Source organism: Pseudofrankia coriaricola, from assembly GCF_032027725.1.
Lineage (GTDB): Bacteria > Actinomycetota > Actinomycetes > Frankiales > Frankiaceae > Pseudofrankia.
Genome location: NZ_JASNFO010000012.1, coordinates 13,067 through 34,678, shown reverse-complemented (window position 1 = coordinate 34,678; position 21,612 = coordinate 13,067). Strand labels below are relative to the sequence as shown.

General features: G+C 72.6%; 14 protein-coding genes. 7 read left to right on the top strand and 7 right to left on the bottom strand.

Annotation, left to right across the window (positions count from 1 at the left end; translation table 11 throughout):
• Positions 1-8: 8 nt before the first annotated feature.
• Positions 9-896: a LysR family transcriptional regulator gene (locus QOZ89_RS08275; RefSeq protein ID WP_241841526.1), complete on the top strand. Its 888-nt coding sequence runs from the start codon at positions 9-11 to the stop codon at positions 894-896.
• A 66-nt stretch (positions 897-962) separates the two neighbouring features.
• Here the strand turns inward: QOZ89_RS08275 and QOZ89_RS08270 are convergent, their stop codons facing one another.
• A complete protein-coding gene (locus QOZ89_RS08270) occupies positions 963-2,039 on the bottom strand; it encodes a hypothetical protein (protein WP_131803791.1) in 1,077 nt (358 codons plus the stop codon).
• Between the two features lie 149 nt (positions 2,040-2,188).
• On the bottom strand, positions 2,189-2,827 hold the full coding sequence (locus QOZ89_RS08265) for a response regulator (RefSeq protein WP_241841527.1): 639 nt from the start codon (positions 2,825-2,827) through the stop codon (positions 2,189-2,191).
• An 811-nt stretch (positions 2,828-3,638) separates the two neighbouring features.
• Between QOZ89_RS08265 and QOZ89_RS08260 the strand changes: the two genes are divergently transcribed.
• From QOZ89_RS08260 to QOZ89_RS08250, 3 genes are all read left to right on the top strand, one after another.
• Positions 3,639-5,312, top strand: coding sequence for a long-chain fatty acid--CoA ligase (locus QOZ89_RS08260; protein WP_071047113.1), 1,674 nt, complete (start codon positions 3,639-3,641; stop codon positions 5,310-5,312).
• A gap of 390 nt (positions 5,313-5,702) precedes the next feature.
• The gene (locus tag QOZ89_RS08255) at positions 5,703-6,530 is read left to right on the top strand and encodes a histidine phosphatase family protein (protein WP_071047115.1); all 828 of its coding nucleotides are present in this window, start codon (positions 5,703-5,705) and stop codon (positions 6,528-6,530) included.
• A 114-nt stretch (positions 6,531-6,644) separates the two neighbouring features.
• Positions 6,645-8,396, top strand: coding sequence for an acyl-CoA dehydrogenase family protein (locus tag QOZ89_RS08250; protein ID WP_241841528.1), 1,752 nt, complete (start codon positions 6,645-6,647; stop codon positions 8,394-8,396).
• Positions 8,397-8,667: 271 nt separating this feature from the next.
• Here the strand turns inward: QOZ89_RS08250 and QOZ89_RS08245 are convergent, their stop codons facing one another.
• The 3 genes from QOZ89_RS08245 to QOZ89_RS08235 all read right to left on the bottom strand — a co-directional run bounded on the left by QOZ89_RS08245 (position 8,668) and on the right by QOZ89_RS08235 (position 13,152).
• On the bottom strand, positions 8,668-9,651 hold the full coding sequence (locus QOZ89_RS08245) for a hypothetical protein (protein ID WP_312623445.1): 984 nt from the start codon (positions 9,649-9,651) through the stop codon (positions 8,668-8,670).
• Positions 9,652-10,243: 592 nt separating this feature from the next.
• Positions 10,244-11,473 carry a PLP-dependent transferase gene (locus QOZ89_RS08240; protein WP_312623466.1) on the bottom strand — a complete coding sequence of 410 codons (1,230 nt, stop codon included), beginning with the start codon at positions 11,471-11,473 and terminating at the stop codon, positions 10,244-10,246.
• 119 nt (positions 11,474-11,592) lie between these two features.
• Positions 11,593-13,152 (bottom strand): cystathionine beta-synthase, encoded by a 1,560-nt coding sequence (locus tag QOZ89_RS08235; RefSeq protein WP_312623444.1) that lies wholly within the window; start codon positions 13,150-13,152, stop codon positions 11,593-11,595.
• A 1,012-nt stretch (positions 13,153-14,164) separates the two neighbouring features.
• On the opposite strand from QOZ89_RS08235, the gene QOZ89_RS08230 reads away from it, so the two are divergent.
• On the top strand, positions 14,165-14,422 hold the full coding sequence (locus QOZ89_RS08230; RefSeq protein ID WP_071047127.1) for a UBP-type zinc finger domain-containing protein: 258 nt from the start codon (positions 14,165-14,167) through the stop codon (positions 14,420-14,422).
• A gap of 253 nt (positions 14,423-14,675) precedes the next feature.
• Here the strand turns inward: QOZ89_RS08230 and QOZ89_RS08225 are convergent, their stop codons facing one another.
• Together QOZ89_RS08225 and QOZ89_RS08220 are read right to left on the bottom strand one after the other, a co-directional pair.
• Complete coding sequence (locus QOZ89_RS08225; protein ID WP_071047159.1) at positions 14,676-15,458, bottom strand: hypothetical protein; 783 nt, start codon at positions 15,456-15,458, stop codon at positions 14,676-14,678.
• 62 nt (positions 15,459-15,520) lie between these two features.
• Positions 15,521-15,751, bottom strand: a complete 231-nt coding sequence (locus tag QOZ89_RS08220; protein WP_349307996.1) for a DUF397 domain-containing protein — start codon at positions 15,749-15,751, stop codon at positions 15,521-15,523.
• A 1,666-nt stretch (positions 15,752-17,417) separates the two neighbouring features.
• Here QOZ89_RS08220 and QOZ89_RS08215 point away from each other — a divergent pair.
• Together QOZ89_RS08215 and QOZ89_RS08210 are read left to right on the top strand one after the other, a co-directional pair.
• Complete coding sequence (locus tag QOZ89_RS08215; protein ID WP_071047130.1) at positions 17,418-18,284, top strand: Sco1979 family transcriptional regulator; 867 nt, start codon at positions 17,418-17,420, stop codon at positions 18,282-18,284.
• A 1,030-nt stretch (positions 18,285-19,314) separates the two neighbouring features.
• Positions 19,315-21,606 (top strand): EAL domain-containing protein, encoded by a 2,292-nt coding sequence (locus tag QOZ89_RS08210; RefSeq protein WP_312623443.1) that lies wholly within the window; start codon positions 19,315-19,317, stop codon positions 21,604-21,606.
• Positions 21,607-21,612: the final 6 nt, after the last annotated feature.

The window sequence follows — 21,612 nt, the reverse complement described above, 5'->3', positions numbered from 1 at the left end:
TGCGGCAGGTGGGGTACTTCGTGGCGGTCGCCGAGGAACGGTCGTTCACGGCGGCCGCGGCGCGGCTGCTCATCTCACAGCCGTCGCTGTCCCAGCAGATCCGCGCGCTGGAGCGGCAGGTCGGCACGGACCTGCTGGAACGCTCCAGCCGCGGAGTGCGGCTCACGCCGGCCGGGCGGGCCTTCCTGGACGCCGCCCGCGGCCTGCTCGCGGATGCGGGCACCGCGGTGACCCGTGCCCGCGCGGCCGCCGGGCTCGACGGCGGCATCCTGCACGTGGCCACGCTGACGTCGCTGGCGACCTGGGTGCTGCCGGCAGCGGTCGTGGGCTTCCGGGAGCGGTTCGCCGACGTTCCGCTGCGGATCACCGAGCATCCCGACCGGCTCGGCCTGGAGGAGTTCATGGCCGAGGGACGCGCCGACGTCGCGGTGGGCGCGCGACCGCCCGACTGGGCCGGGCCGGTGCGCTGGCTCGGCGACGAGCGCTACGTGCTGGTCGTGCCACCCGGCGACCCGCGCGCCGGCCGGGTGGGCGTCCCGCTGAGCGCGTTCGCCGCCTCGGACTGGGTGATGTACGCGCCGGGGCACGGCCTGCGCACCCTGGTTCTGGAGGCCTGCGGCGCGGCCGGGTTCACCCCGCGGGCGGCGGTCGAGTCGCGCACCGTGGACGCGGCCGCGCGGCTCGCGGCGGCGGGGGTCGGAGTGGCGCTGGTCCCGGGCGTGGCCGTGGGCGCCGACCTGGCCGCGCGGCGGGTCGAGCTGGCCGATGCTCCGGTCGTCGCGGTCGTCGGCTACGCCCGAGCCGCGTTCCCGCCGCGGGCGGCAGCCTTCCTCGATCTGCTCGCCGAGCTCCCGGTCCCCGGGCTCGCGCGCCCGGGCCCCACCCCGCCGGGCTAGCGGGTGCGCCGGGCCGCCGCCTATCCGGGCCCGGCCGGCGCGGCGGCTGTCAGTCGGTGCCGGCTGTCAGTCGGTGCCGTCGCGGTCGCCGGCCGGGCGGTGCTGGTAGGCGGCGAGGCCGGGGCGCTGCTCGATGCGGGTGTGGACGACCGGGGGGCGCGGGGCCGGGCGGGGCCATGCCAGCGAGGCCCGCCAGGAACCGCCCGGCGTCTCCTCGATGATCTGTGCGCCGGTCAGCGCGGCGACCCGGCCCAGCCGGTCCGTCCTGGCGCTCGCGTCCCTGGCCGCGTCGGGACTCGCCGCGGCCGAGATCGGGTCGGGTGTCGCGCGCAGCGTCAGCGTCATGCCCTCGTGCCCCGACCGGATGGCCACGGCGGCATGCGCCGCCGGCCGCAGCGGGTCGCTCTCGAGCAGCAGGAGCTGGACGGCGCCCAGCAGCTCGGCGACCTCGGCGCGTGTCGGTGCCGGGTCGTCGACCTCGAGCACCGTCTCCAGCGTCCGCGCGAGCGGGCCGCGCACCCGGCTCGCCAGCGCCGACTCCAGGATCATCCGGGCGTCGTTGCTGGCCCGGAACGCCGGCGACGGCAGGCGCAGCGTGGCGATGGCGTTGTGCAGCTGGGTCTCGACGTCCGCCAGCCGCTCCGCCTCCGGCCCGGCGAGCGTGCGGCGCACGGTCGAGCAGGCCAGCAGCACGGCCGTGAAGTCCTGGATCGGCCCGTCGTGGAAGACGTCGCACAGGTGGCGCTGCTCGCGTTCCTGGTTCGCGACCAGCAGCCGCAGCAGAAGGCGGGTGTTCTCGCTCACCGGGTCCGCCGAGGCCTCCGAGGCGGCGGACGTCCACGGCCCGGCTGCTGGCGTCTCGTCCGTGGCGGCCTCCGGAGTTCCCTCCGGATCGGCGGGGCCCGCGGTCCCCACCGGACCGACGGCGGGGTCCCCATCGGATTGGCGAGGCCCTGGGAGGTCCGCCTGCGGGTCGGCGATCGAGGAGGTCGGCCGGGATGCCCGAGCCGCCGTGGCGGCCCGCGCCTCGGCGGTGGCCACCGGCTTGGTGTCGGGCGTCGGGCAGGGGGGAGCGGAGGCGGATACCGAAATGACGCCGGCCGCCCGCCGGCTGGCCCAGGTGCCGGCCGATCCGCCATCCATCGGCAAACCGTATCGGCCCGACGGCGCCCTTTCCATGATCGCTATGGGTCCGGCGGCCGGCGTCTCCCGGCCGGGGGGCTGATCCTGATGGGTGTCGGGTGCCGCGCGGCCGGGCGTGGCGCGGGAGAGGAGGCCCAGGTCCTGGCCGGTCACGACGACGACCCTCGAGGGCTGTCCATCGGCCGGGTGGCGGGCACCGGGCTGGCGGGTGGCGAGGGGATCATGGTGGTGGTCGCGACGCCCGTCGCCGCCGTGCCGGACTGCCCCGGCGGCTCGGCTGGACCGGTGGCCAGGTGCGCCGCGGGCCGCCGCCCGCGGCGCAGGCCGTGCACGGCGGTGATCAGCTGGTCGGCGCTGAACGGCTTGCGCAGCACGGCGACATCCAGCGGCAGGTCGTCGTCGATCCCGCCGGTCAGCAGCAGGCATCGGGTAGGGGTGGACGGGTCCTGGGCCCGCAGCCGCTCGATCAGGTCGGTCCCGCTCCCGGAGCCGAGCCGCACGTCGATGATGAGCGTCTGGTAGTCGGCCGTCGGAAGGGCCAGCGCATCCTCGACGGAGGCGGCCACGTCCACCGTGTGCCCCTCGTGGCGCAGCAGCCGGCTGACCAGCGTCCGGATCATGTCGTTGTCGTCGACGACGAGTGCCCGGGGCTGGGTGGGTTCGGTACCGGCGCTCCCAGCGGTCGCCTCGGACGCGGCGACGGCGGCCCGGGCCACCGTGCGCCCGGTGGTCGCGGTGGCGCCGCTCGTCGCGACCGCCGGCCAGCCCGGCCTCGCCGACGAGATCACCGGACGCGCCCGGCCAGGCGGGGCGTGGCGCCCGCCCCAAGGGAACGGGCCGTGCCCCTGGAGGCGCGGCGTACGGCGGGGTGGCTCGTGGTGGGGTGGCTCGTGGTGGGGTGGCTCGTGATGGGACGGTTCGCGGTGGGACGCGGCGGCTCCCGCCGACCCAGTGGCTGAGTTCCTACGGCTCGCACCAGCCCACCTCGCTCGCCTCGGCACAGCCCAAAGTCACCGAACGTCCGCCGGTCGTGCTTGCGCCTTCGGTACGCGCGCGACGCCCGACGACACCGTTGCGTCGAAAGTCCTGGTTGACAACCCCACGTGTGGGCCCAGGCAGGACCGGAGTGACGGAGCCGGGCGGCCCGGGTCGTAACGGTAATGGATCGGTTACACCATACGGCAGCCGCGCCGGCCTCGACATCCCGCTCGCGGGCCCCGGCGCCCCGCTCGACGGCGCCGCGCTGGATTCGTCGATAGGGACATTCGGTCCGACCGCCCTGATAGGGGATCTGGCTCAAGCGGGCGCAATACGGCAGACTGCCGGTGACCTGTCTCACATCCCGCCTGGCTCGAACGTGCCGGGTGGCGGCCGTGCCGCCCGCGTCCCGTCGCCCCCAGTGCGCCCCCTGGTTGGCCGTACCCCTTGGGCTGCCCGGGCCTCGGACGTCGAAATTCCGTTTGGTCCTGGTTCTACGGGTCTGAAGGGGGTAGCTCACCGGCCCGCGGCGGTCGAGATCGTTTGTCGGGTCAACGTTCCACCTCGTACGGTTTCGCGCACCTAACGGTCCCGCGCTCGAAAGGACGGAGGCAGCATCCGATGATCAGCACGATGCAGGACGTGCCGCTGCAGATCCGGCGGCTCCTCGAGCATGCCACCACCGTCTTCGCCGGCCAGAAGATGTTCACGGCGCAGCCCGGGGGCGGCCTGGTCGAGGCGACCTTCGCGGAGGCCGGCGCGAACGCCGGCCGGCTCGCGCACGCGCTGGTCGAGCTCGGTGTCGCCGAGGGCGACCGGGTCGCGACGCTGATGTGGAACAACCAGCAGCACGTCGAGGCCTACTTCGCCGTGCCCTCGATGGGCGCGGTGCTGCATCCGCTGAACCTGCGGCTGCCCGGCGAGCAGATCGCCTTCATCGCGGGTCACGCCGAGGACAAGGTCCTGCTCGTCGACGACACCCTGCTACCCCTGGTCAGCGCGCTGCTTCCGGCGATGAAGACCGTCGAGCACGTCGTCGTCAACAGCCCGGCCGGCGCCGGCACCGACCTCGACGCGCTCGCCCTGGCCGCCGGCCGGCCCATCGGCGTCCACGACTACGCCCGGCTCATCGCCGGCCGCGCGGCCGAGTTCGACTGGCCGGACGTGGACGAGCGCTCGGCGGCCGCGATGTGTTACACGTCCGGCACCACCGGCGACCCGAAGGGCGTCGTCTACAGCCACCGGTCGATCGTCCTGCACTCGATGGCGTCCGCCCTGCCGTCGATGATCAACCTGTCGGCGGCCGACCGGGTGCTCTCGATCGTGCCGCAGTTCCACGTGCTCGCCTGGGGCCTGCCCTACATCGCGTTCCTCGCCGGCACCGAGATGGTGCTGCCCGGCCCGTTCCTGCAGGCGGAGCCACTGGCGAAGATGATCGAGGCGACCCGGCTGAACAAGGCGGCCGGCGTGCCGACGATCTGGCAGGGCCTGCACGCCTACCTCACGGCCAACCCGGGCGCCGCGGACATCTCCTCGCTGAAGGAGGCCCTCGTCGGCGGCGCGGCCTGCCCGCCCTCGCTCATGGAGGACTTCGACCGGCTCGGGATCACGCTGCTCCACGCCTACGGGATGACCGAGACGTCGCCCATGGTCACCGTGGCCCGGCCGCCGGCAGGCCTGACCCCCGAGCAGGCCTGGCCGTACCGGCTCACCCAGGGCCGGTTCGCCGCGAACGTGGCGGCTCGGCTGATCGGCGCGGATGGTTCCGAGCTGCCGTGGGACGGCCGGAGCGCGGGCGAGCTGGAGCTGCGCGGCCCGTGGATCGCCAGCAGCTACTACGGCGGCGGAGCCGAGGACGCCGCCGGCGCGGACAAGTTCCGCGACGGCTGGCTGCGCACCGGCGACGTGGGCCACATCAGCCCCGAGGGCTATCTCACGCTCACCGACCGGGCCAAGGACGTCATCAAGTCCGGCGGCGAGTGGATCTCGTCGGTCGAGCTGGAGAACCTGCTCATGGCGCACCCCGCGGTCGCCGAGGCGAGCGTCATCGGGGTGCCGGACGAGCGCTGGGGTGAGCGCCCGCTCGCCCTCGTCGTGCTTCACCCCGACACGGAGGTGACCTTCCCCGAACTACGCGAGTTCCTGTCGGGCAAGGTCGCGCGCTGGCAGCTGCCGGAGCGCTGGGCGGTGATCCCCGAGGTGCCGAAGACGTCGGTCGGCAAGTTCGACAAGAAGCGCCTGCGCCAGCAGTACGCGGTCGGCGACCTGTCGGTCGAGACCCTCGCGACCAGCTGATTGGCGCCGGGCCACCGCCCGGCCACCGCCGGGCCGGGATGCCCGGCTGGCTTCGTACCCATCGCACCTGGGGATGCAGACCGGATAGCTTGGGCAGCCGGACCGCTCGGCCTGACGGTCAGGCGGCGGGCGTGCCACCGGCACCAGGGCCCGGGGTTCCGGGGTTACCAGGGTTCCGGGGTTACCAGGGTTCTGGGGCTGGCAGGGTTCCGCCCTGACCGGCGAAGCCCGTCAGGACAGTCGTCGGATCGGCGAGCCCGACCAGGGTGCCGCCGGCTCGGCGGCGCTGATCCGGGAGGCCTGCTGGCAGGTCCGCGATCTGCCGCGCCTCGGTCGGGCTGAGCCTCGGAACCGGGCAACAGCCGGGCAGATCGATGGGGAGGGCTGGCGTTGAGCGTCATCTACCTGGTGCGACACGGCCAGGCGTCGTTCGGGACCGCGGACTACGACGTGCTCTCCGAGCTCGGCTACCGGCAGGCGGCGCTGGTCGGCGCGGAGCTGCGTGCCCGCGGCGTGCGGGCCGGCCTCGCCACGACCGGCACTCTGCGCCGCCAGCGGGAGACCGCCGCCGCCGCGCTGGCCGCGATCGCCGAGGGGCCGGCCGTCGGGGCCGCGGAGGGCGGTGGCGTTCTGGCGGACGGCGCCGCCGGGGCGGTCGCCCTCGCCGCCGCCGGCACGGACTCCGCCGCCGGTGCGAGCCTCGCCGCCGGCACGGATGTCGCCGTCGCCGGTTGGTCCGGGGACGTCGAGACCGACAGCCGGTGGAACGAGTACGACCAGGACTGGATCATCAACCGGCACGCGGACGTGGGGAGCGCGCCGGCGGGCGAGGGCCAGCTGCCGCCGTCACGGGGCATGTCGTCCCGTTCCTTCCAGGGGCTGCTGGACGTGGCGCTGTCGGAGTGGATCGCGAGTACGAACGCCGGGCCGGGCAGCTACGTCGCGTTCAGCGACGGGGTGGGTGACGCGCTCGACGGCCTGGTGCGCCGGCTCGGCTCCGGTGGCACCGCAGTGGTCTTCTCCTCTGGCGGACCGATCGCGGCGGTGTGCGCGCGCCTGCTCGACCTGCGTGTCGACGGCATCATCTCGCTCAACCGAGTAATGATTAATGGAAGCATCACCAAAATTGTTTCTGGTCGGTCGGGGACGAGTCTCATCTCGTTCAACGAGCACAGCCACATCGATGCGGCGGGCCGCGAGTTTCTTAGCTACCGCTGACACACGGGCATACCCTGTTCGCTGAGCCCGCGTGGCCGGGGCTCAGCGAGCCCGCGCCCGTGGCCGGCGGCGTTGCCGGTCGGCGGCCGGTGGGCAGGTGGGGAGGCGCGGCTCATGACGGTGGCACCCGAATCGATGGCACCCGAGTCGATGGCACCCGAATCGGCCGGACGGATCGGCGCGCCACCCGGGCGGGGGCCGATCCGGTCGCGGCCGGCGACGACGCACGAGGTGACGAACCAGGCGCCGCCGCTCGTCGACTACGACGTCGCGGACGACCCCGTGCTCGTCGAGGGCGTCGAGCGAGAGAGCGCCGGCTTCTATCTCGACGACCTGCACCGGCTCGGGTGGCTGGCCGGCTCGGAGCAGGCAGCCCGCTGGGGCGACGAGGCGAACCGCTTCCCGCCGGAGCTGCGCACCCACGACCAGTACGGCAACCGGATCGACGAGGTCGACTTCCACCCGTCCTGGCATGCGCTGATGGACGTCGCCGTGCGTGAGGGCCTGGCCGGCGCGGCCTGGAGCAGCTCGCGCCCAGGCGCCCATGTGGCCCGCGCCGCCGGGCTGCACGTCTGGAGCACCGTCGAGCAGGGCCACACCTGTCCGGTCTCGATGACCTACGCCGTGATCCCCGCGCTGCGGGCCGAGCCCGACCTCGCGGCCGCCTACGAGACGCTGCTCGCCAGCCGCGTCTATGACCCGGGCCTGAACCCGCCGCTGAGCAAGCTGGGTCTGATCGCCGGCATGGGCATGACCGAGAAACAGGGCGGCTCGGACGTGCGTGCCAACAGCACGGTCGCCATCGCCCACCCGGATGGCGGGTACCGGCTGCGCGGCCACAAGTGGTTCACCAGCGCGCCGATGAGTGACCTGTTCCTGGTCCTCGCGCAGGCGCCCAGCGGGCTGTCCTGCTTCCTCGTGCCCCGGGTGTTACCGGACGGCAGCCGTAACACGTTCCGGATCCAGCGGCTGAAGGACAAACTCGGCAACCGCTCCAACGCCAGCAGTGAGCCGGAGTTCGACGACACTGTCGGCTGGTTGGTCGGCCCCGAGGGGCGCGGCGTGCGGACGATCATCGAGATGGTCGCGATGACGCGGTTCGACTCGGCGCTCGGCTCGGCCAGCGGCATGCGGGCCGCCCTCATCCAGGCGCTGCACCACACCCGGCACCGGTCCGCGTTCGGCGGGCTGCTGGTCGACAAGCCGCTGATGCGCAACGTCCTGGCGGACCTGGCGCTCGAGTCGGAGGCGGCGACCACGCTGGTGCTGCGTCTCGCCGGCGCGGTCGACCGGGGTGTGCGCGGCGACGCGGGTGAGCGTGCATTCCTGCGCCTGGCGACGGCGCTGGCGAAGTTCTGGATCTGCAAGCGCCAGCCGGCGTTCGTCGCCGAGGCGCTGGAATGCCTGGGCGGCAACGGCTACGCCGAGGAGTCCGGCATGCCGCGGCTCTACCGGGAGGCGCCGCTGAACGGGATCTGGGAGGGCGCGGCCAACGTCAACGCCCTCGATGTGCTGCGCGCGCTCGGCCGGGAGCCGGTGGCGTTCGCCGCCTACCGCGCCGAGGTGGAGCTGGCGGCCGGCGGGGACAAGCGGCTCGACGCCGCGTGGTCCGCGGTGCGCGCCGATCTGGACGAGCTCAGCGGGCTCGGGCCGGACGAGCTGGAGTTCGGCGCGCGCTCCCTGGTGGAGCGCCTCGCGCTGGTACTTCAGGCCTCGCTGCTGGTCCGGCATGCGCCGTCGGCCGTCGCGGACGCCTTCTGCGCCACCCGCCTCGGCGAGGCTGGCGGCCGCGTTTTCGGCACCCTGCCCCGCGGCACCGACGTCGACGCCCTCATCGCCCGCGTCCCACCCGCCACCCGCGGCTAAGGCGGATCTGGCTCGAAGGTCGCTTGCGCGACCGCTCGCCGATCCCGCCATCGGACGCTGAGCGTCCTCCCTGCGTGGTGCCGGATACAGGCGTATGACGGTGGCTGGTCTGGTCGGTGGCAGATGAGGTGGCCGAGTTGGCGCTGCGCCAATGCGCCGTTACGGTCGGTGGCCCGGTGGCGTGCGTTGCGCGCCAGTGCGAAGTCATACCCACCGGGTGGCCTGTCGGGGTGGAGGCGCCAGCCCTGCCCCGACAAGCCACCATGCCCGACTAGCTGTTGCTCCAGGTCCAGCGGAAGCCGACGACCGCGTGGTGGACGGCCGGCAGGAAGCGGTGGACTGTGCCGTCCGCGGAGAGCGTCACCGGTTCCTCGTCGACGATCAGGCCGCCCTCATGCGTGCTCCACACCGTCCAGTGGAGATCCCGCGGCGGAAGGCCGGGATCGAACTGGATCAGCATGTCGACGTTCTCCGTCTTGGCTCGCGCGGCGCGGCGTACCTCCTGCGTCGGCAGCTCCGTCGGATAGCGGGCGAGGAGCTCCAGCGCATGCCGCTGGCCCCTGCCGAGCGCCCGCTCGAGCTCGACCTCGACGAGCGTCAGCCGGGAGCTGTATGCGTGCCGGGCACCAGGCGCGCCACCGATGAGAACCGCGCTCTCGATCGCATCGGTGCGCAGCACCCATGGGTAGATCCCGACACCGTCCTCCTGTGCGGAGATCACCTGAAAGGTGTGCTGCTGGACGAGCGAGCCGGTCGCGTCGAACCGGTAACGCTCGAATACGGCGACGGTGCGATGTCGCTGCGGCATGATCATGGCTGGGCCGCCGCGCAGGGTGCCCGAGCTGACGTCGACGCCCGGGTCGGTCAGGCCGGCGAACGCCGCCCACAACCCGGCCTCGTGCCGGCGCATCCCGAACGCCTCGATGAACCATTCCATCGTCTGCGCGGAGATGCGGCCACCGCCGAGTGCCCGGCTTACCCGGTCTTTGAGTGCTCGGTCGAGTTCCTGGTCCTCCTCGGAGACGATGCCGGCATTCCACAGGTACTCCGCGATCACCCGGGCAACCGCGGCGAAGCTCGGCTCCTGCGCGCTCGCCCGGCGTACCCGGGATTCCCACATGCGGCGGTATTCAGCGGTGCCGGTCAGTAACTCGCGCAGCAGCCGCCCGGCGCGCTCGCCGGTTGACAGCGCCTCGTCGCCCGCGGTCCCCGCCGGGCCTCTCTGCCTGGTAGCGCCGGTAGCCGACGGGGTCATGCCCCCGGTCTCGTCACTGTTCGAGCGCGGGTCCGGCGACGGTGCCGCCGGCCAGGCTCCAGTGACTGTTGGGTTTCCAGGCCCCACGCCCCACCCCTCCCGATAGCGCTGCGTGGTCGGTTAGCAGTGGGCGCCCCGTGGCGCTGATCGCGTGGTCCGCGCGGTTTGCATGGCTCTGCGTCACCGGCGGTCCCTGCGACCTTTGCTCGCACCACTGCTGCGACACCCAGCCTGGACAGTAGTGCGTCGGCGGTTTCCGGCATCGCCGGCATGCCCGTTACCAGCGAGTATGTGCCCCGGCGACTACGGGTAGTGTTCTTCGGGGCCATTTCGAGCAGGGAATGTTCCGGAGAGAGCCGTGAGGCTGACGGGCGCTGACCTCATCAAAATTACGTTGCGTGTCCATCCGAACGTGGTAGCGAACTCGTTTTGCTTACCTTCAGTAAACAGTTTGGGGGTCCGTGATGGACTTGTAGGCGCCCGCCACCGCCCGCCATCCGTCCTTGATCGTCGCGGAGTGTAGCGGCGGCCGAAAATGCCAAATGGGCATGTGGAATCGGGAACCCTTGCGGCCCGGGCGGCGGACAGCCCCTCAGGCTCCGGGGGCGGTGGGGGCAGCGGTGGCATCGAGGGCCTGGCGGAGGTCGGCGACGAGGTCATCCGCGAGCTCGATCCCGACCGACAGCCGGACCAGGTCGTCCGGCACCGCGAGCGGCGAACCGGCGACCGAGGCGTGTGTCATCCGGCCCGGATGCTCTATCAGCGACTCCACCCCGCCCAATGACTCGGCCAGCGTGAACAACCTGGTGCGTCGGCAGATCTCGGCGGCGGCATTGGCGCCGCCGTGCGGCCGGAACGACACCATGCCGCCGAAGCCGCGCATCTGCCCGGCGGCGACCTCGTGTCCCGGATGCGAGGAAAGGCCCGGGTAGCGGACCTCGGCCACCCCGGGATGACCGGCGAGCATGTCGGCGACGGCCGCGGCGTTCGCGCAGTGCCGATCCATCCGAATTGCCAGCGTCTTTATGCCACGAAGCACCAGCCACGCATCGAACGGACCGGGAACGGCGCCCGTCGCGTTCTGGAAAAACCGAACCCGCTCGCCGAGCCCGGGGTCGTCGACGACGACAGCTCCGCCGACGACGTCGCTGTGGCCGCCGAGGTATTTGGTGGTCGAGTGGACGACGGCGTCCGCGCCCAGCGCGAGCGGGCGCTGCAGGTAGGGCGAGGCGAACGTGTTGTCGACGGCGAGCAGCGCGCCGGCGGCGTGCGCGAGCTCGGCGAGCGCCGCGACGTTCGCGATCGACAACAGCGGGTTGGTCGGCGTCTCACACCAGATGAGCCGCGTGCCCCGCTCGGTTCCGCCGGCCCCGCTGGGCGGCCCAGCCCGGCCGGCCCCGCTGGCGGGGCCGAATCCCGCCGGTCCGTCGCCGGGGCCGGGGCGAAGCGCCGCCTTGACAGCGTCCAGGTCGGACAGGTCGACCGGGGTGTACTCCAGGCCCCATTCCGCGTAGACGCGGTGGAAAAGCCGGAAGCTGCCACCGTATGCGTCGAGAGGAATGAGGACGTGGTCGCCGGGGCGGCAGACGGCGCGCACCAGGGCGTCCTCCGCGGCGAGTCCGGAGGCGAACGCGAGCCCGAACCGGCCGCCCTCCAGCGCCGCGAGCGATGTCTCCAGCGCCGCGCGCGTCGGGTTGCCGGAGCGGGCGTACTCGAAACCGGCCCGCAGCCCGCCGATCCCGTCCTGCGCGAACGTCGACGCCGGGTGGATCGGGACGACCACGGCCCCGGTCGCCGGGTCCGGCTCCTGGCCGGCATGCACCGCGAGCGTCTCGAAACCGCCCCAGCCGCGCTCGGCCGCCCCGCTGTCTCCTGCCCCTGCCGGCTGGCCGCGGTCCGCGTGCCTGTCGCCGCCGGGGCTCGCGCCAAGGCCGGCGGCGGTCACCGGGCCGCCAGGAAGCTGAGCAGGTCGGCGCGGGTGAGAATGCCGACCGGGTTGCCGTTGTCGAGCACGAGCACGGCCGGATGGTCGCCACCGAGCGCCTCGACCAGGGTGGACAGTGGCTCGCCCGCGCCGATCGTCGGCAGCGGCGCGGACATGTGTGCCGACACCGGGGCGTCGACCGCGGCCCGGTCGGCGAACACGGCCGCGAGCAGCTCACGCTCGAGCACCGCGCCGGCCACCTCCGCCGCCCGCAGCGGCGGCTCGTGCCGGACCACGGGCATCTGCGACACGTTGTACTCGCGCAGGTAGGAGATCGCCGCGCCGACGGTCTCGTCCGGGTGGACGTGGACCAGCTCCGGCGGGCCCGCCTGGCCCACTCCCCGGCTGGCGCCGGCGAGGCTGGCGGTGCGTGCGCCCGCGGGGTGGCGTTCGCCGCGCTTGTTGGTCAGGATCTCGGCCACGACCGGCTCGTCCGACGGCGGCTCGAGGAAGCCGTAGTCGTACATCCACTCGTCGTTGAAGATCTTCGAGAGGTAGCCGCGGCCCGAGTCCGGCAGCAGGACGACGACCAGGTCGCCCGGGCCGAGCTCGCTGGCGAGCCGCAGCGCGGCGACGACCGCCAGCCCGCAGGAGCCGCCGACCAGCAGCCCGGCGCGCCGGGCGAGCAGGCGGGTCATCAGGAACGAGTCCCGGTCGCTGACAGCCTCGACCCGGTCGACGACCGTCTTGTCGAAGGTCGCCGGCCAGATGTCCTCGCCGACGCCCTCGACCAGGTAGGGCCGCCCGCTGCCGCCGGAGTACACCGAGCCCTCCGGGTCCGCGCCGATCACCTGGACGCGGCCGCCGCTGGCCTCCTTGAGGTACTGGCCGACGCCGCTGATCGTGCCACCGGTACCGATACCGGCGACGAAGTGCGTCACCCGGCCGTCCGTGTCCCGCCAGATCTCCGGACCGGTGGTGGCCCGGTGCGCGGCCGGGTTGTCCGGGTTGGAGTACTGGTCGGGGCTCCACGCGCCGGGGGTCTTCCGGGTGATCTCCCGCGCCACGGAGTAGTAGGAGCGCGGGTCGTCCGGGTCGACGGCCGTGGGACAGACGACGACCTCGGCCCCGTAGGCGCGCAGGACCGCCCGCTTCTCCTCGCTGATCTTGTCCGGCATGGTGAACACGCAACGGTAGCCGCGGATCGCGGCGACCATCGCGAGCCCGACGCCGGTGTTGCCGCTGGTCGGCTCGACGAGGGTGCCTCCGGGGCGCAGCCGGCCGTCGCGTTCGGCCGCGTCGACCATGGCGAGGGCGATCCGGTCCTTCACCGAGCCACCCGGGTTGGTGTACTCGAGCTTGCCGAGGATCTCGGCGCCGCGGCGGGGGGCGTGGCGATGCTCCCCGCTGGGGCTGGCCAGCAGGTCCGCCGCGGCCTCGGCCATCGACGTCAGCCGGACCAGTGGGGTGTCGCCCACCAGGTCGATGACCTGGTCGACGATCCGGGCGCCGCCGCCGCCAGCCGCCGGGGCGCCGCCGCCGCCAGCCGCCCCGGCGGGTTCGTCATCAATCCGCATCGCTGCCACCCCGCCTGCCTGGTCGCATACTCAGCCGTCCCCGCGCGGTAACCATCGGTCTCGACGTTACCGCTGTTGGTGACTGTGTTGCTGGTTCGCTGTGTTGCTGGTTCGCTCCGTCCGGGCAGCGCGCTCCGGCCTCGTACTCGCTTCGCTCCCACGAGACCTCCGCGCGCTGTCCTCCTGCGCTCACGGGCGCTGCGGCGACCTCGCTGCGGCCCCCCTACGTCGCTTCGCTCGTAGGAGGGCCTCCGCGAGGCGCGCCTCCGCGCCCAGCGCGGTCGCCCGCCGTTGCACCGTCACCAACCCACCACCGCGGCACTCGCGGGGCCACTTCGCTTCGCTCGTAGGAGGGCCTCCGCGAGGTGCGCCTCCGCGCCCAGCGCGGTCGCCCGCCGTTGCACCGTCACCAACCCACCACCGCGGCACTCGCGGGGCCACTTCGCTTCGCTTGTGGTGGGCTTCGCGTCTGATCGGGTTCGTGACGTGCAAGCGGGTCGTAACTGGGCGCGGAGGCGTGCCTCCGCGCCCAGCGCGGTCGCCCGCCGCTGCACCGTCACCAACCCACCACCGCGGCACTCGCGGGGCCACTTCGCTTCGCTTGTGGGTGGGCTTCGCGTCTGATCGGTGGATCCCGCAAGGATCTGGCTCCGGATCGGGTCCGGTCTCGGATTCGTGACGTGCAAGCGGGTCGTAACCGGGCTGGCGCGGAGGCGCGCCTCCGCGGAGGCCCTCCTACGAGCGAAGCGACGTAGGCGGGCCGCAGCGGAGGTCGCCGGAGCGCACGTGAGCGGAGGAGGACACGGCGCGGAGGTCCCTTGGGAGCGAAGCGAGTAAGGGGCCGGAGTGCCGTGCCCGCACGGAGCGAACCAGCAACAACCTTCCCGGCCAACCCCGGCCAACCCCGACCCCGACCCCGACCCCGGCCCACCTCCGCCGGCAGCTCGGGTGCGAACTGCGGTTCGGCTCGGGAGGGGTTGTCCTCGGGCTCTCGACGTCGTTGGGTGGAGGTATGACGGTCGACCCGCATGCCGAGATGATCCAGGCTGTCGAGCCAAGCACTCAGGACGGGTGCGAGGACTGCCTGCGCGAAGGATCCAGGTGGGTGCACCTGCGACTGTGCCTGACCTGTGGGCATGTCGGGTGTTGCGACTCGTCGCCGCGCCGGCATGCGCGCGCACACGCGGCCCACGTCGGGCACCCGATCGTGCGGTCCTTCGAGCCAGGCGAGGACTGGGCCTACTGCTTCATCGACGACGCTTTCGTCTGACCAGGCTTGGCCGGAGACACCGGCGCCGTCCCCGGCCCGCGTGCCGATCATGCGTTGTTCGGTGGGCGTGACACTGGTTCGCGCCGTCGCCGGGGGAGCGCTCGGCATACCCGCGTGGCGCGGCGCCTGTGTCTGGGAAATGCCAGAGCCCCGGCACGCCGCTGTGCCGGGGCTGGACTCTGGCGGGGCTGGCTGGCGGCGTCGGCCTGGCCAGCGGCCCTGCTGAGCGGGAAGTGCTTTCAGAAGGTGCGTCTCACAGAGACCCGCGCAGCGCCCGGGTGGCGACCGGGAGGATGACGCGCGGGTAGCGGAAGATCTTCTGGGCGGTGAGCTCGCCGCCGTCGAGCACCGCGGCGAGGGTGTCGGCGCGGGTGCGGTCCAGGCGACCGGTGCGCCACAGGTGCCGCAGCCGCAGCAGACCGGGCAGCGCCGCCTCGATCGCCGTGTGGTCGGGCCGGGGCGCGCCTCCGAGCCAGGCGTCGTAGCGTGGGCCGCTCATCACCTGCCAGACAGTGGTGTCGGCGACCGTGCCCGTCCCGTCGGAGACGGTGACGAAGTGCGGGACCCGGAAGAGTCCGGGGGCACCAGCGAGCTCGGGGCGGACGGCCGCGGTGACGACATCAGCGCCAAGGCCCATCCGATGCTGCCGGGTGCGCAGGTAGGCGCTGAAAGCCAAGGCCAAGGCGGTCCGTCCGGGAGGGCTGGACTTGGCGTGCAACACCACGGCGTCGACGGCGCGGGTACGGACCCGGTCCATGCCCTCCCGGACCAGCCAGGAGCGGTCGACCACGACGAAAGCCACCTGGCCGGGACCCCGCTGCCCCAGGCTCTCGTCGTCGTCAACCGCGGCTTCCGCCGTCCACCCGGGCCGGAATGTCTGAGTCGGCGCGCACCAGGCCGGTCGGCCGGGCGTCGAATCCTGGAACCACCGACAGGTGACAAGGCCGTCGGCGTCCGGCAGCGACAGACCTGGAAGGTCGCTCGACGTGAAGATGCGCTCTCCAGTCAGCGTCTTCTCCGATGTCAAGGTTTCCATGCGGCCTCCGTACCGGCGCGGAGTGCTGTCAGACGTGGCGTCGATGGCGGCGGAGACCAGCATCAGCAGAGGAGGTTGTCGAAGTCGCCGTCCTTGGCGCCCAGGATCAGGGCCTCGATCTCGGCGAGTGTGTAGATGAGCGCCGGGCCCCGCGGATCCCGGGAGTTACGGACCGCGACGGCGTCGTCCGAGAGCCGCGCCATCTCGACGCAGTTTCCCTGGGAGTTGCTGCGCTGGCTCTTCTGCCAGGTCACGCTCTTCAGCGCGGCAGCGGACATGCCGTTGTGGATCATGGTCAAGGCGGTCTCCTGGGGATGCCGGGGAGGGCTGCCGCCATATGCGGCACACCCCGAATCCGTGTCCAACGTTTCGGTCGGGCCGCCTGCTTCTGGCGAGCGAATCGACCTCTGCGAGCGGTGCCAGACGTTCATGCCGGGCCGCCGTCTCGGGAAGGACTCCCGGTCAGTAGGACCAGGAACGCCGGTGTGGCGTTGCGCCCCGAACCTCCCAGACCTGCCAGCAGACCTGCCAGATCGGCTTCGCCGATCCGGCAGGAACCCCGGACTCCGCAAGCTCCATCGATCCGGCAGGAACTCCGGATCTGGCAGGAACCCCGGGCTGGCGGCGGCGACACGCACCGAGGAAGCGGCGGCCCCTTGGAGCCGCTGACCCGGAAGTCGAGTCGCGTGCACCAGCCCACCCTCCTCCGTGCCTCGGAAGTCGCGGATACACCGTGCTTCTTGCTTGCAAGAACAGTATGGCACGGTCGCATGCACGTGCATCTGCCCGGGAGAGGACGTGTGCAAACGTTGGGCGCGAACGGAGGTCACATCCGCAGGCTCAGATGCCGGGCCGGATGCGCCCGCCGGCCGGGCCTTGCCAGCTGCAGGCCCATGACCTGCGCGGTCTGGGGCGCGGCCTTCCTCAAACGCCGTCCGCCGCGGGCTGTCGCCTCGTCGCGCGACCCACGCGCTCGTTCATCCCGCGCCCTCGGATGGCGACGGGGCTAGGGCGGCGTGGCGGGCGCGCGGGGCCGGGGGCTGGGGTTCGGCTCCGCGCTCGGCCATCTAGTGGAGGAGAGGAGGCCATTCCCTGGCCGCGAGGGAGACGACTGCTATCCCTTGTGGAAAAGTGCGCAGCCCGCGGCCGCTGTGGAAAGGCGTCCGCGTGGCTGTGGCCGCGCGGCGCGACTGCCTGCCTACCGTCGCGACTCGGTCGCGTCACGTAATCGTTATCTGCGCGCAACGTGATAGATCAGGTCGCTGATGCCAACCAGCCGCCGATGGTGTAGGAATCTCCAAGCGACGCACCGTGGCCGGTTGGGTCTGGTGAGTCGGGGCGTGGGACGAGAGATCTCGCGTCGTGACCGCGACGGAGGGGTCAGGTGGCGGACGAGGGCGCGACGCGCCCAGGGGCGGTCGTCCCGACCTTTGGCGTGCCCGTCGACGGCGTGGCGCCGTCGACGCCCTGTCGCGGCTGGCTCGCGGCGCCTGGCGCCGCCCATCCCGCCGATGCCGTGTCAGCGAGGGCAACCTCGCGTCCGCGGGTGGCGTCTGGGAAGGCTATGAGGCCGATCATCGGTGGGGTCCCCTACCCTGGCCGCGTGGACATCCCCGTGGGGAGGACCTCCCAGGCAGGAGTTACTGGCGCCCGGGTCGTCCGCCCAACTATCGGAACCGTTGGGCGGGCTGGCAGAATGGCTCCGTTCGGCGGATCCGCGCGGGTCGTGGCGTCCGGCGAGGTTGTGGCAATAGTCCATGGTGCGACAAATGTCGGATTTGCTCACCAGGCGCCCGCCTCGACGTGCCCGACGGCGCCGTGGGATCGCGGCCGGAGACGTGTCTGGGACTACCGAGCCGGGCAGTCGAGATGGCTTTGTCCGGATCGGCTCTGGACGGCGGCAACGAACGCGGCCAAGCTGGCTAACCGTTGTGACGACTGGATCAGAGGGAGCGGGACGTGACGACACCCCCGGCGGGCACTGGCCCGACCGTTCGTCGCATCCTGCTCGGGTCCCAGTTGCGACGGCTGCGTGAGGCAAAAGGGGTAACCCGGGAGGAAGCCGGCTACCATATTCGTGGTTCCGAGTCAAAGATCAGCAGACTCGAACTAGGTCGTGTCAGTTTTAAGGAACGCGACGTCGAGGATCTGCTTACTCTTTACGGCGTGACCGACGAGACAGAGCGGGCGCCGTTCCTGGCGATGGTCCGTGAGGCAAACCAGCAGGGTTGGTGGCAGAGCTTCTCCGAGGTCCTGCCCAACTGGTTCCAGCCATACATTGGTCTGGAGGAATCAGCTTCCCTGATCCGTACCTACGAGCTCCAGTTCATCCCCGGGCTGCTGCAGACGGAGGACTACGCGCGAGCGGTGATCACCCAGGGCAACCGCGGTGTGCCCAGGGACGTCATCGACTCACGTGTCAATGTCCGGATGAACCGGCAGAAGGTCCTGACCAGGGACAACGCGCCTCGCTTGTGGGTCGTCATCGACGAGGCGGCGCTGCGCCGCCCGATTGGTGGCACCAAGACCATGAAGGCGCAGATCGAGCACCTCCTCGACCTGATGAGCCAGCCCTCGCTGACGCTGCAGGTCATGCCGTTCGACTTCGGCGGCCACGCGGCCGAGGGTGGCGCATTCAGCATCCTGCGGTTCCCTGAAGCGGACATTCCGGACGTCGTCTATATCGAGGTTCTCGGCGGCGCCAACTACCTGGACAAACGCGAGGACGTCGACCGGTACATGGAGGCCATGGACCGGCTCTGCGTCGACAGCACCACCCCGGCCCGTACCGCCGACGTCCTGAGGAAGATCGCCTCCAGCCTGTGACAGTCGTGTAACCAGCCGCCATGATCCTTGGCGGCGGTTCGTGATGTCCGTGAACGCCCGGCGAAGCGCGCCTCTCGTCCGGCCGCGGCACTAGCCGTGGCACGGTGATCCGGCGGCTTGTGCCCGTGCCATCCGGTGGCCCGCGTCCTGGCCAGGCGTGCCTCCCGGCGTCGGCTCGCCGGAGTTGTCGCTGGTGACGAGCCTCTCGGCGCGCTCCCGCGGCTGTCTTGGCCTCAGCCCGCGCTGGCCTGGCTGGCGCCTCCTAGAGGGCCAAAGGAGGTGCGAAAATGCTCCTCCTTCGCACCTCCGGAGGCCCCCGTCCCAGAAGGACTCGTGGAGGGCCGCGCGGCGCGCGGCGCCGCCACCCGCGGCCGCCGACCGCCGTTACCCGCGGGCGGCCGACCTGGCCTGGCTCATCCGTCGCGCGGCCGACTGGCCCGCGGCGGCGGCCGACGGGTCCGAAGAATCCTCGGCGACGTGACCGTCCGTGTGAAGAATCGTCCGCGGCGCGGCGGCCAGCCCAAATGATGCCGGGTGCACGTGCAGGCGGCGTGCATATCGCGCGTGCATTCCACCGTGCATTTCAGGCGCGCATCACGCCGGGCCCGGTGCGCCATTTGATTCGGCATTGTTAACGGGCCGGGAGCGCTCGGTAATCGACATCGCTCCGTGATGGCCCGTCCACCGGGTCGCGGGGAGCTGTTCGATGGGCGAGGCATCGAGGCCGGGGTGGTCGGCCAGATTTTCGCGGCGGCCCGACTTGTGCGGGTGTGCGCGGCCCGTCCGTCCGCCGGCACGGCAATTCGGGAACCGGTGCTCCGCTTGGCGGGCGGCCTCGCGGTTCTCCATGCGGCGGCATGCGGCGGCATGCGGCGGCGGGGCCAGGGAGCGGGCACCCCACGGCCGGCCGGGAACTGAGGCGCGGGTCTGGCGCAGGCCGCGGCGAACCCGGTGCCAGTGTGCGGCCCGGGAACGGCCTCTGCGACCATAGGCGGAACACAATGAGCTCCCGGAACGCAGGGAAGGCGCCGTGGACGACCGGATCGCCGATCGCTGGTACGACGCGGTGTCGGTGACGGCGGCGTGGCCGCCGATGTCACCGACACAGCTCACGTCGCCCGTACCCACCGCCGAGCACCTGCCCTGCGTCACGGTGCGCATCGACCCGTCTCCCCGCGTGGAGCCGTCGTCGCTCTCCGGATCGCCCGACCCGTGCGCGGGGACCACCGCGGACGCCACGGCCCAGGGCCTGGTCGTGCCGGCGGATGCCTGCCCCTCGCCCATGGCGCCCGCGCCGCCCGCCTCCGAGGGGCCGGGCGACGACGGAGCGGCCGGGATGCGCGCCGAGCTGCGTGAGCTCACCGGCCAGCTGCTCGGAGCGCTCGCCGCCGACCCGGTGGACCGGGCCGCGGGCCGTACGGTCGGAGCCCGGCTTGCCCGGGTCGGCTTCACCGGCCCTGACGCCCTTGCCCGCACCGTCGAGGTGCTCGGGCCCCCGCTGTCCGCCGCCGCGGGCCCTGGGCGGGCGCAGGCCGCGTTCGCCGTCCTCGGCGCGGTCGCCTCCGGGCACGGCGAGGCGGTCCGCAAGTGTGCCCTGGCGGCCGTCCGCGACAGGCACAGCGCGGAGCTCACCGGCCTGCGCCGGGCCGAGCGTGCCCGCCGGCTGGGCGACAAGCGGTTCCGGTCCGTCTTCGAACACGCCGGCATTGGCACCTTAGTGGTCGCCGACTCGGGGACGATCCTGGAGGCCAACGACACCGCGCGCGCGATCGTCGGGCGCGACCTGACTCGCCTGTCCATCGGTGACGTCTGGGACCTGGTCCCGCCGCGTGACCGAGCCGGGCTGATCGACATGTGGGCGGCGGTGCGCGCCGGCCGGCCGGGGCACGGCTTCTGGCGGCTGGACCGGGAGGCCGACCCGGACGGCAACGAGGTGTGGGTCAGCCTGACGGCGGCGATGGTCGACGACGAGACCGCCGCCGGCGGCTCGTACTACGCCGTCACGATCGAGGACGTGACCAGTCGTCATGACCCGCGGGCAGGGGCCGGCCACAGCGGCGGGCTCGACCGTGGCGACGCACCTGGCGGGGATCACGGCCGTCCACCGGGGCGACTCCTGGGTACGGGAGCGGACCGGCCGGTCCCCGGCTCTTCGGCCTCCCGGCAGGGGGCGGCCGCGGCGGCCACGGCGCGGCTGACCCGCTCGATCGCGGCGGCGCTGCGCACCGGCCAGTTCGTCGTGCACTACCAGCCGATCGTGCGGCTGACCGACGGGACGATTCAGGGCGCCGAGGCGCTCGTGCGCTGGGACCACCCGCGCCAGGGCCTGCTCTCGCCCGAGGAGTTCATCGGCGTGGCCGAGGAGTCGGGCCTGATCGTGCCGCTCGGCCTGCACGTGCTCGAAACCGCCTGCCGCGACGCCGCCCGCTGGGCGGGCGCCGCCGCGGCCACCCGGCTGGCAGCCCCCGACGGCGAGGCGGTCCCCGGCCTGCCCGGTGTATCCGGCGCGGACTGTGTGGATGGCGTGGGCATGCGCGGCGGGGCCGTCCCAGACCCCTTCGTCAGTGTGAACCTCTCGGTGCGCCAGCTGGAGGAGCCGGACCTCGTGCCGGTGATCCTGGGCATCGTCGAGCGCGCCGGGCTGGACCCGCGCTGCCTGCAACTGGAGCTGGTCGAGAACCTGATGATCGACGCGTTCGGCCGCCAGCCCGAGGCGTTGCACCAGCTCGCCGACGCGGGCATCCGGATCGCGATCGACGACTTCGGCACGGGTTACTCGAACTTCGCGTACCTACCGACGCTGCCGGTCGGTGCCCTCAAGCTCGCCGGCCAGTTCTGTGCGCGGGACGAGGACGACGGGGCGGACGAGACGGACGACGAGGTGGAAGCCGACGCCGATGCGGGCTCGGGCGCCGGTGTGAGCTCGGGCGCCGGTGTGGCTGTGGGTGACCCGGCCTCCGTCGTCGCTCTCGCCGCCGGCGGCGGTGGGGAGCGGGCTCGGCTGCTCGCCGAGCGGTCGGAGACTGAGGCCATGGACCAGATGGTCGAAGGGATCGTCTCGATCGCGCATCGGCTGGGGCACATCGTCACGGCCGAGTCGGTGGAGACGCGCGCGCAGGCGGCGCGGATGCTGGCCCTTGGCGTCGACCTCGGCCAAGGCCACCTCTTCGGCCGTCCCATGTGCGCCGACAAGATGGCCGTCGCGTTCGCCGCGGGCGGGGCGACCGTCCCCTTCCCGGGGGCGCCGGACGTTCCTGGCGGCCCGCTGGTCCCCGCGGCGCGCGACGGCCACCGGCACCGCGCCGCCCACCGCCACTCGTAGGCCAGC

Coding starts and splice junctions, on each gene's coding strand:
- QOZ89_RS08270 (WP_131803791.1), bottom strand. CDS start 2,039: ATGGATGGCGGATCGGCCGGCACCTGGGCCAGCCGGCGGGCGGCCGGC.
- QOZ89_RS08260 (WP_071047113.1), top strand. CDS start 3,639: ATGATCAGCACGATGCAGGACGTGCCGCTGCAGATCCGGCGGCTCCTC.
- QOZ89_RS08250 (WP_241841528.1), top strand. CDS start 6,645: ATGACGGTGGCACCCGAATCGATGGCACCCGAGTCGATGGCACCCGAA.
- QOZ89_RS08245 (WP_312623445.1), bottom strand. CDS start 9,651: ATGACCCCGTCGGCTACCGGCGCTACCAGGCAGAGAGGCCCGGCGGGG.
- QOZ89_RS08235 (WP_312623444.1), bottom strand. CDS start 13,152: ATGCGGATTGATGACGAACCCGCCGGGGCGGCTGGCGGCGGCGGCGCC.
- QOZ89_RS08230 (WP_071047127.1), top strand. CDS start 14,165: ATGACGGTCGACCCGCATGCCGAGATGATCCAGGCTGTCGAGCCAAGC.
- QOZ89_RS08225 (WP_071047159.1), bottom strand. CDS start 15,458: ATGGAAACCTTGACATCGGAGAAGACGCTGACTGGAGAGCGCATCTTC.
- QOZ89_RS08220 (WP_349307996.1), bottom strand. CDS start 15,751: ATGATCCACAACGGCATGTCCGCTGCCGCGCTGAAGAGCGTGACCTGG.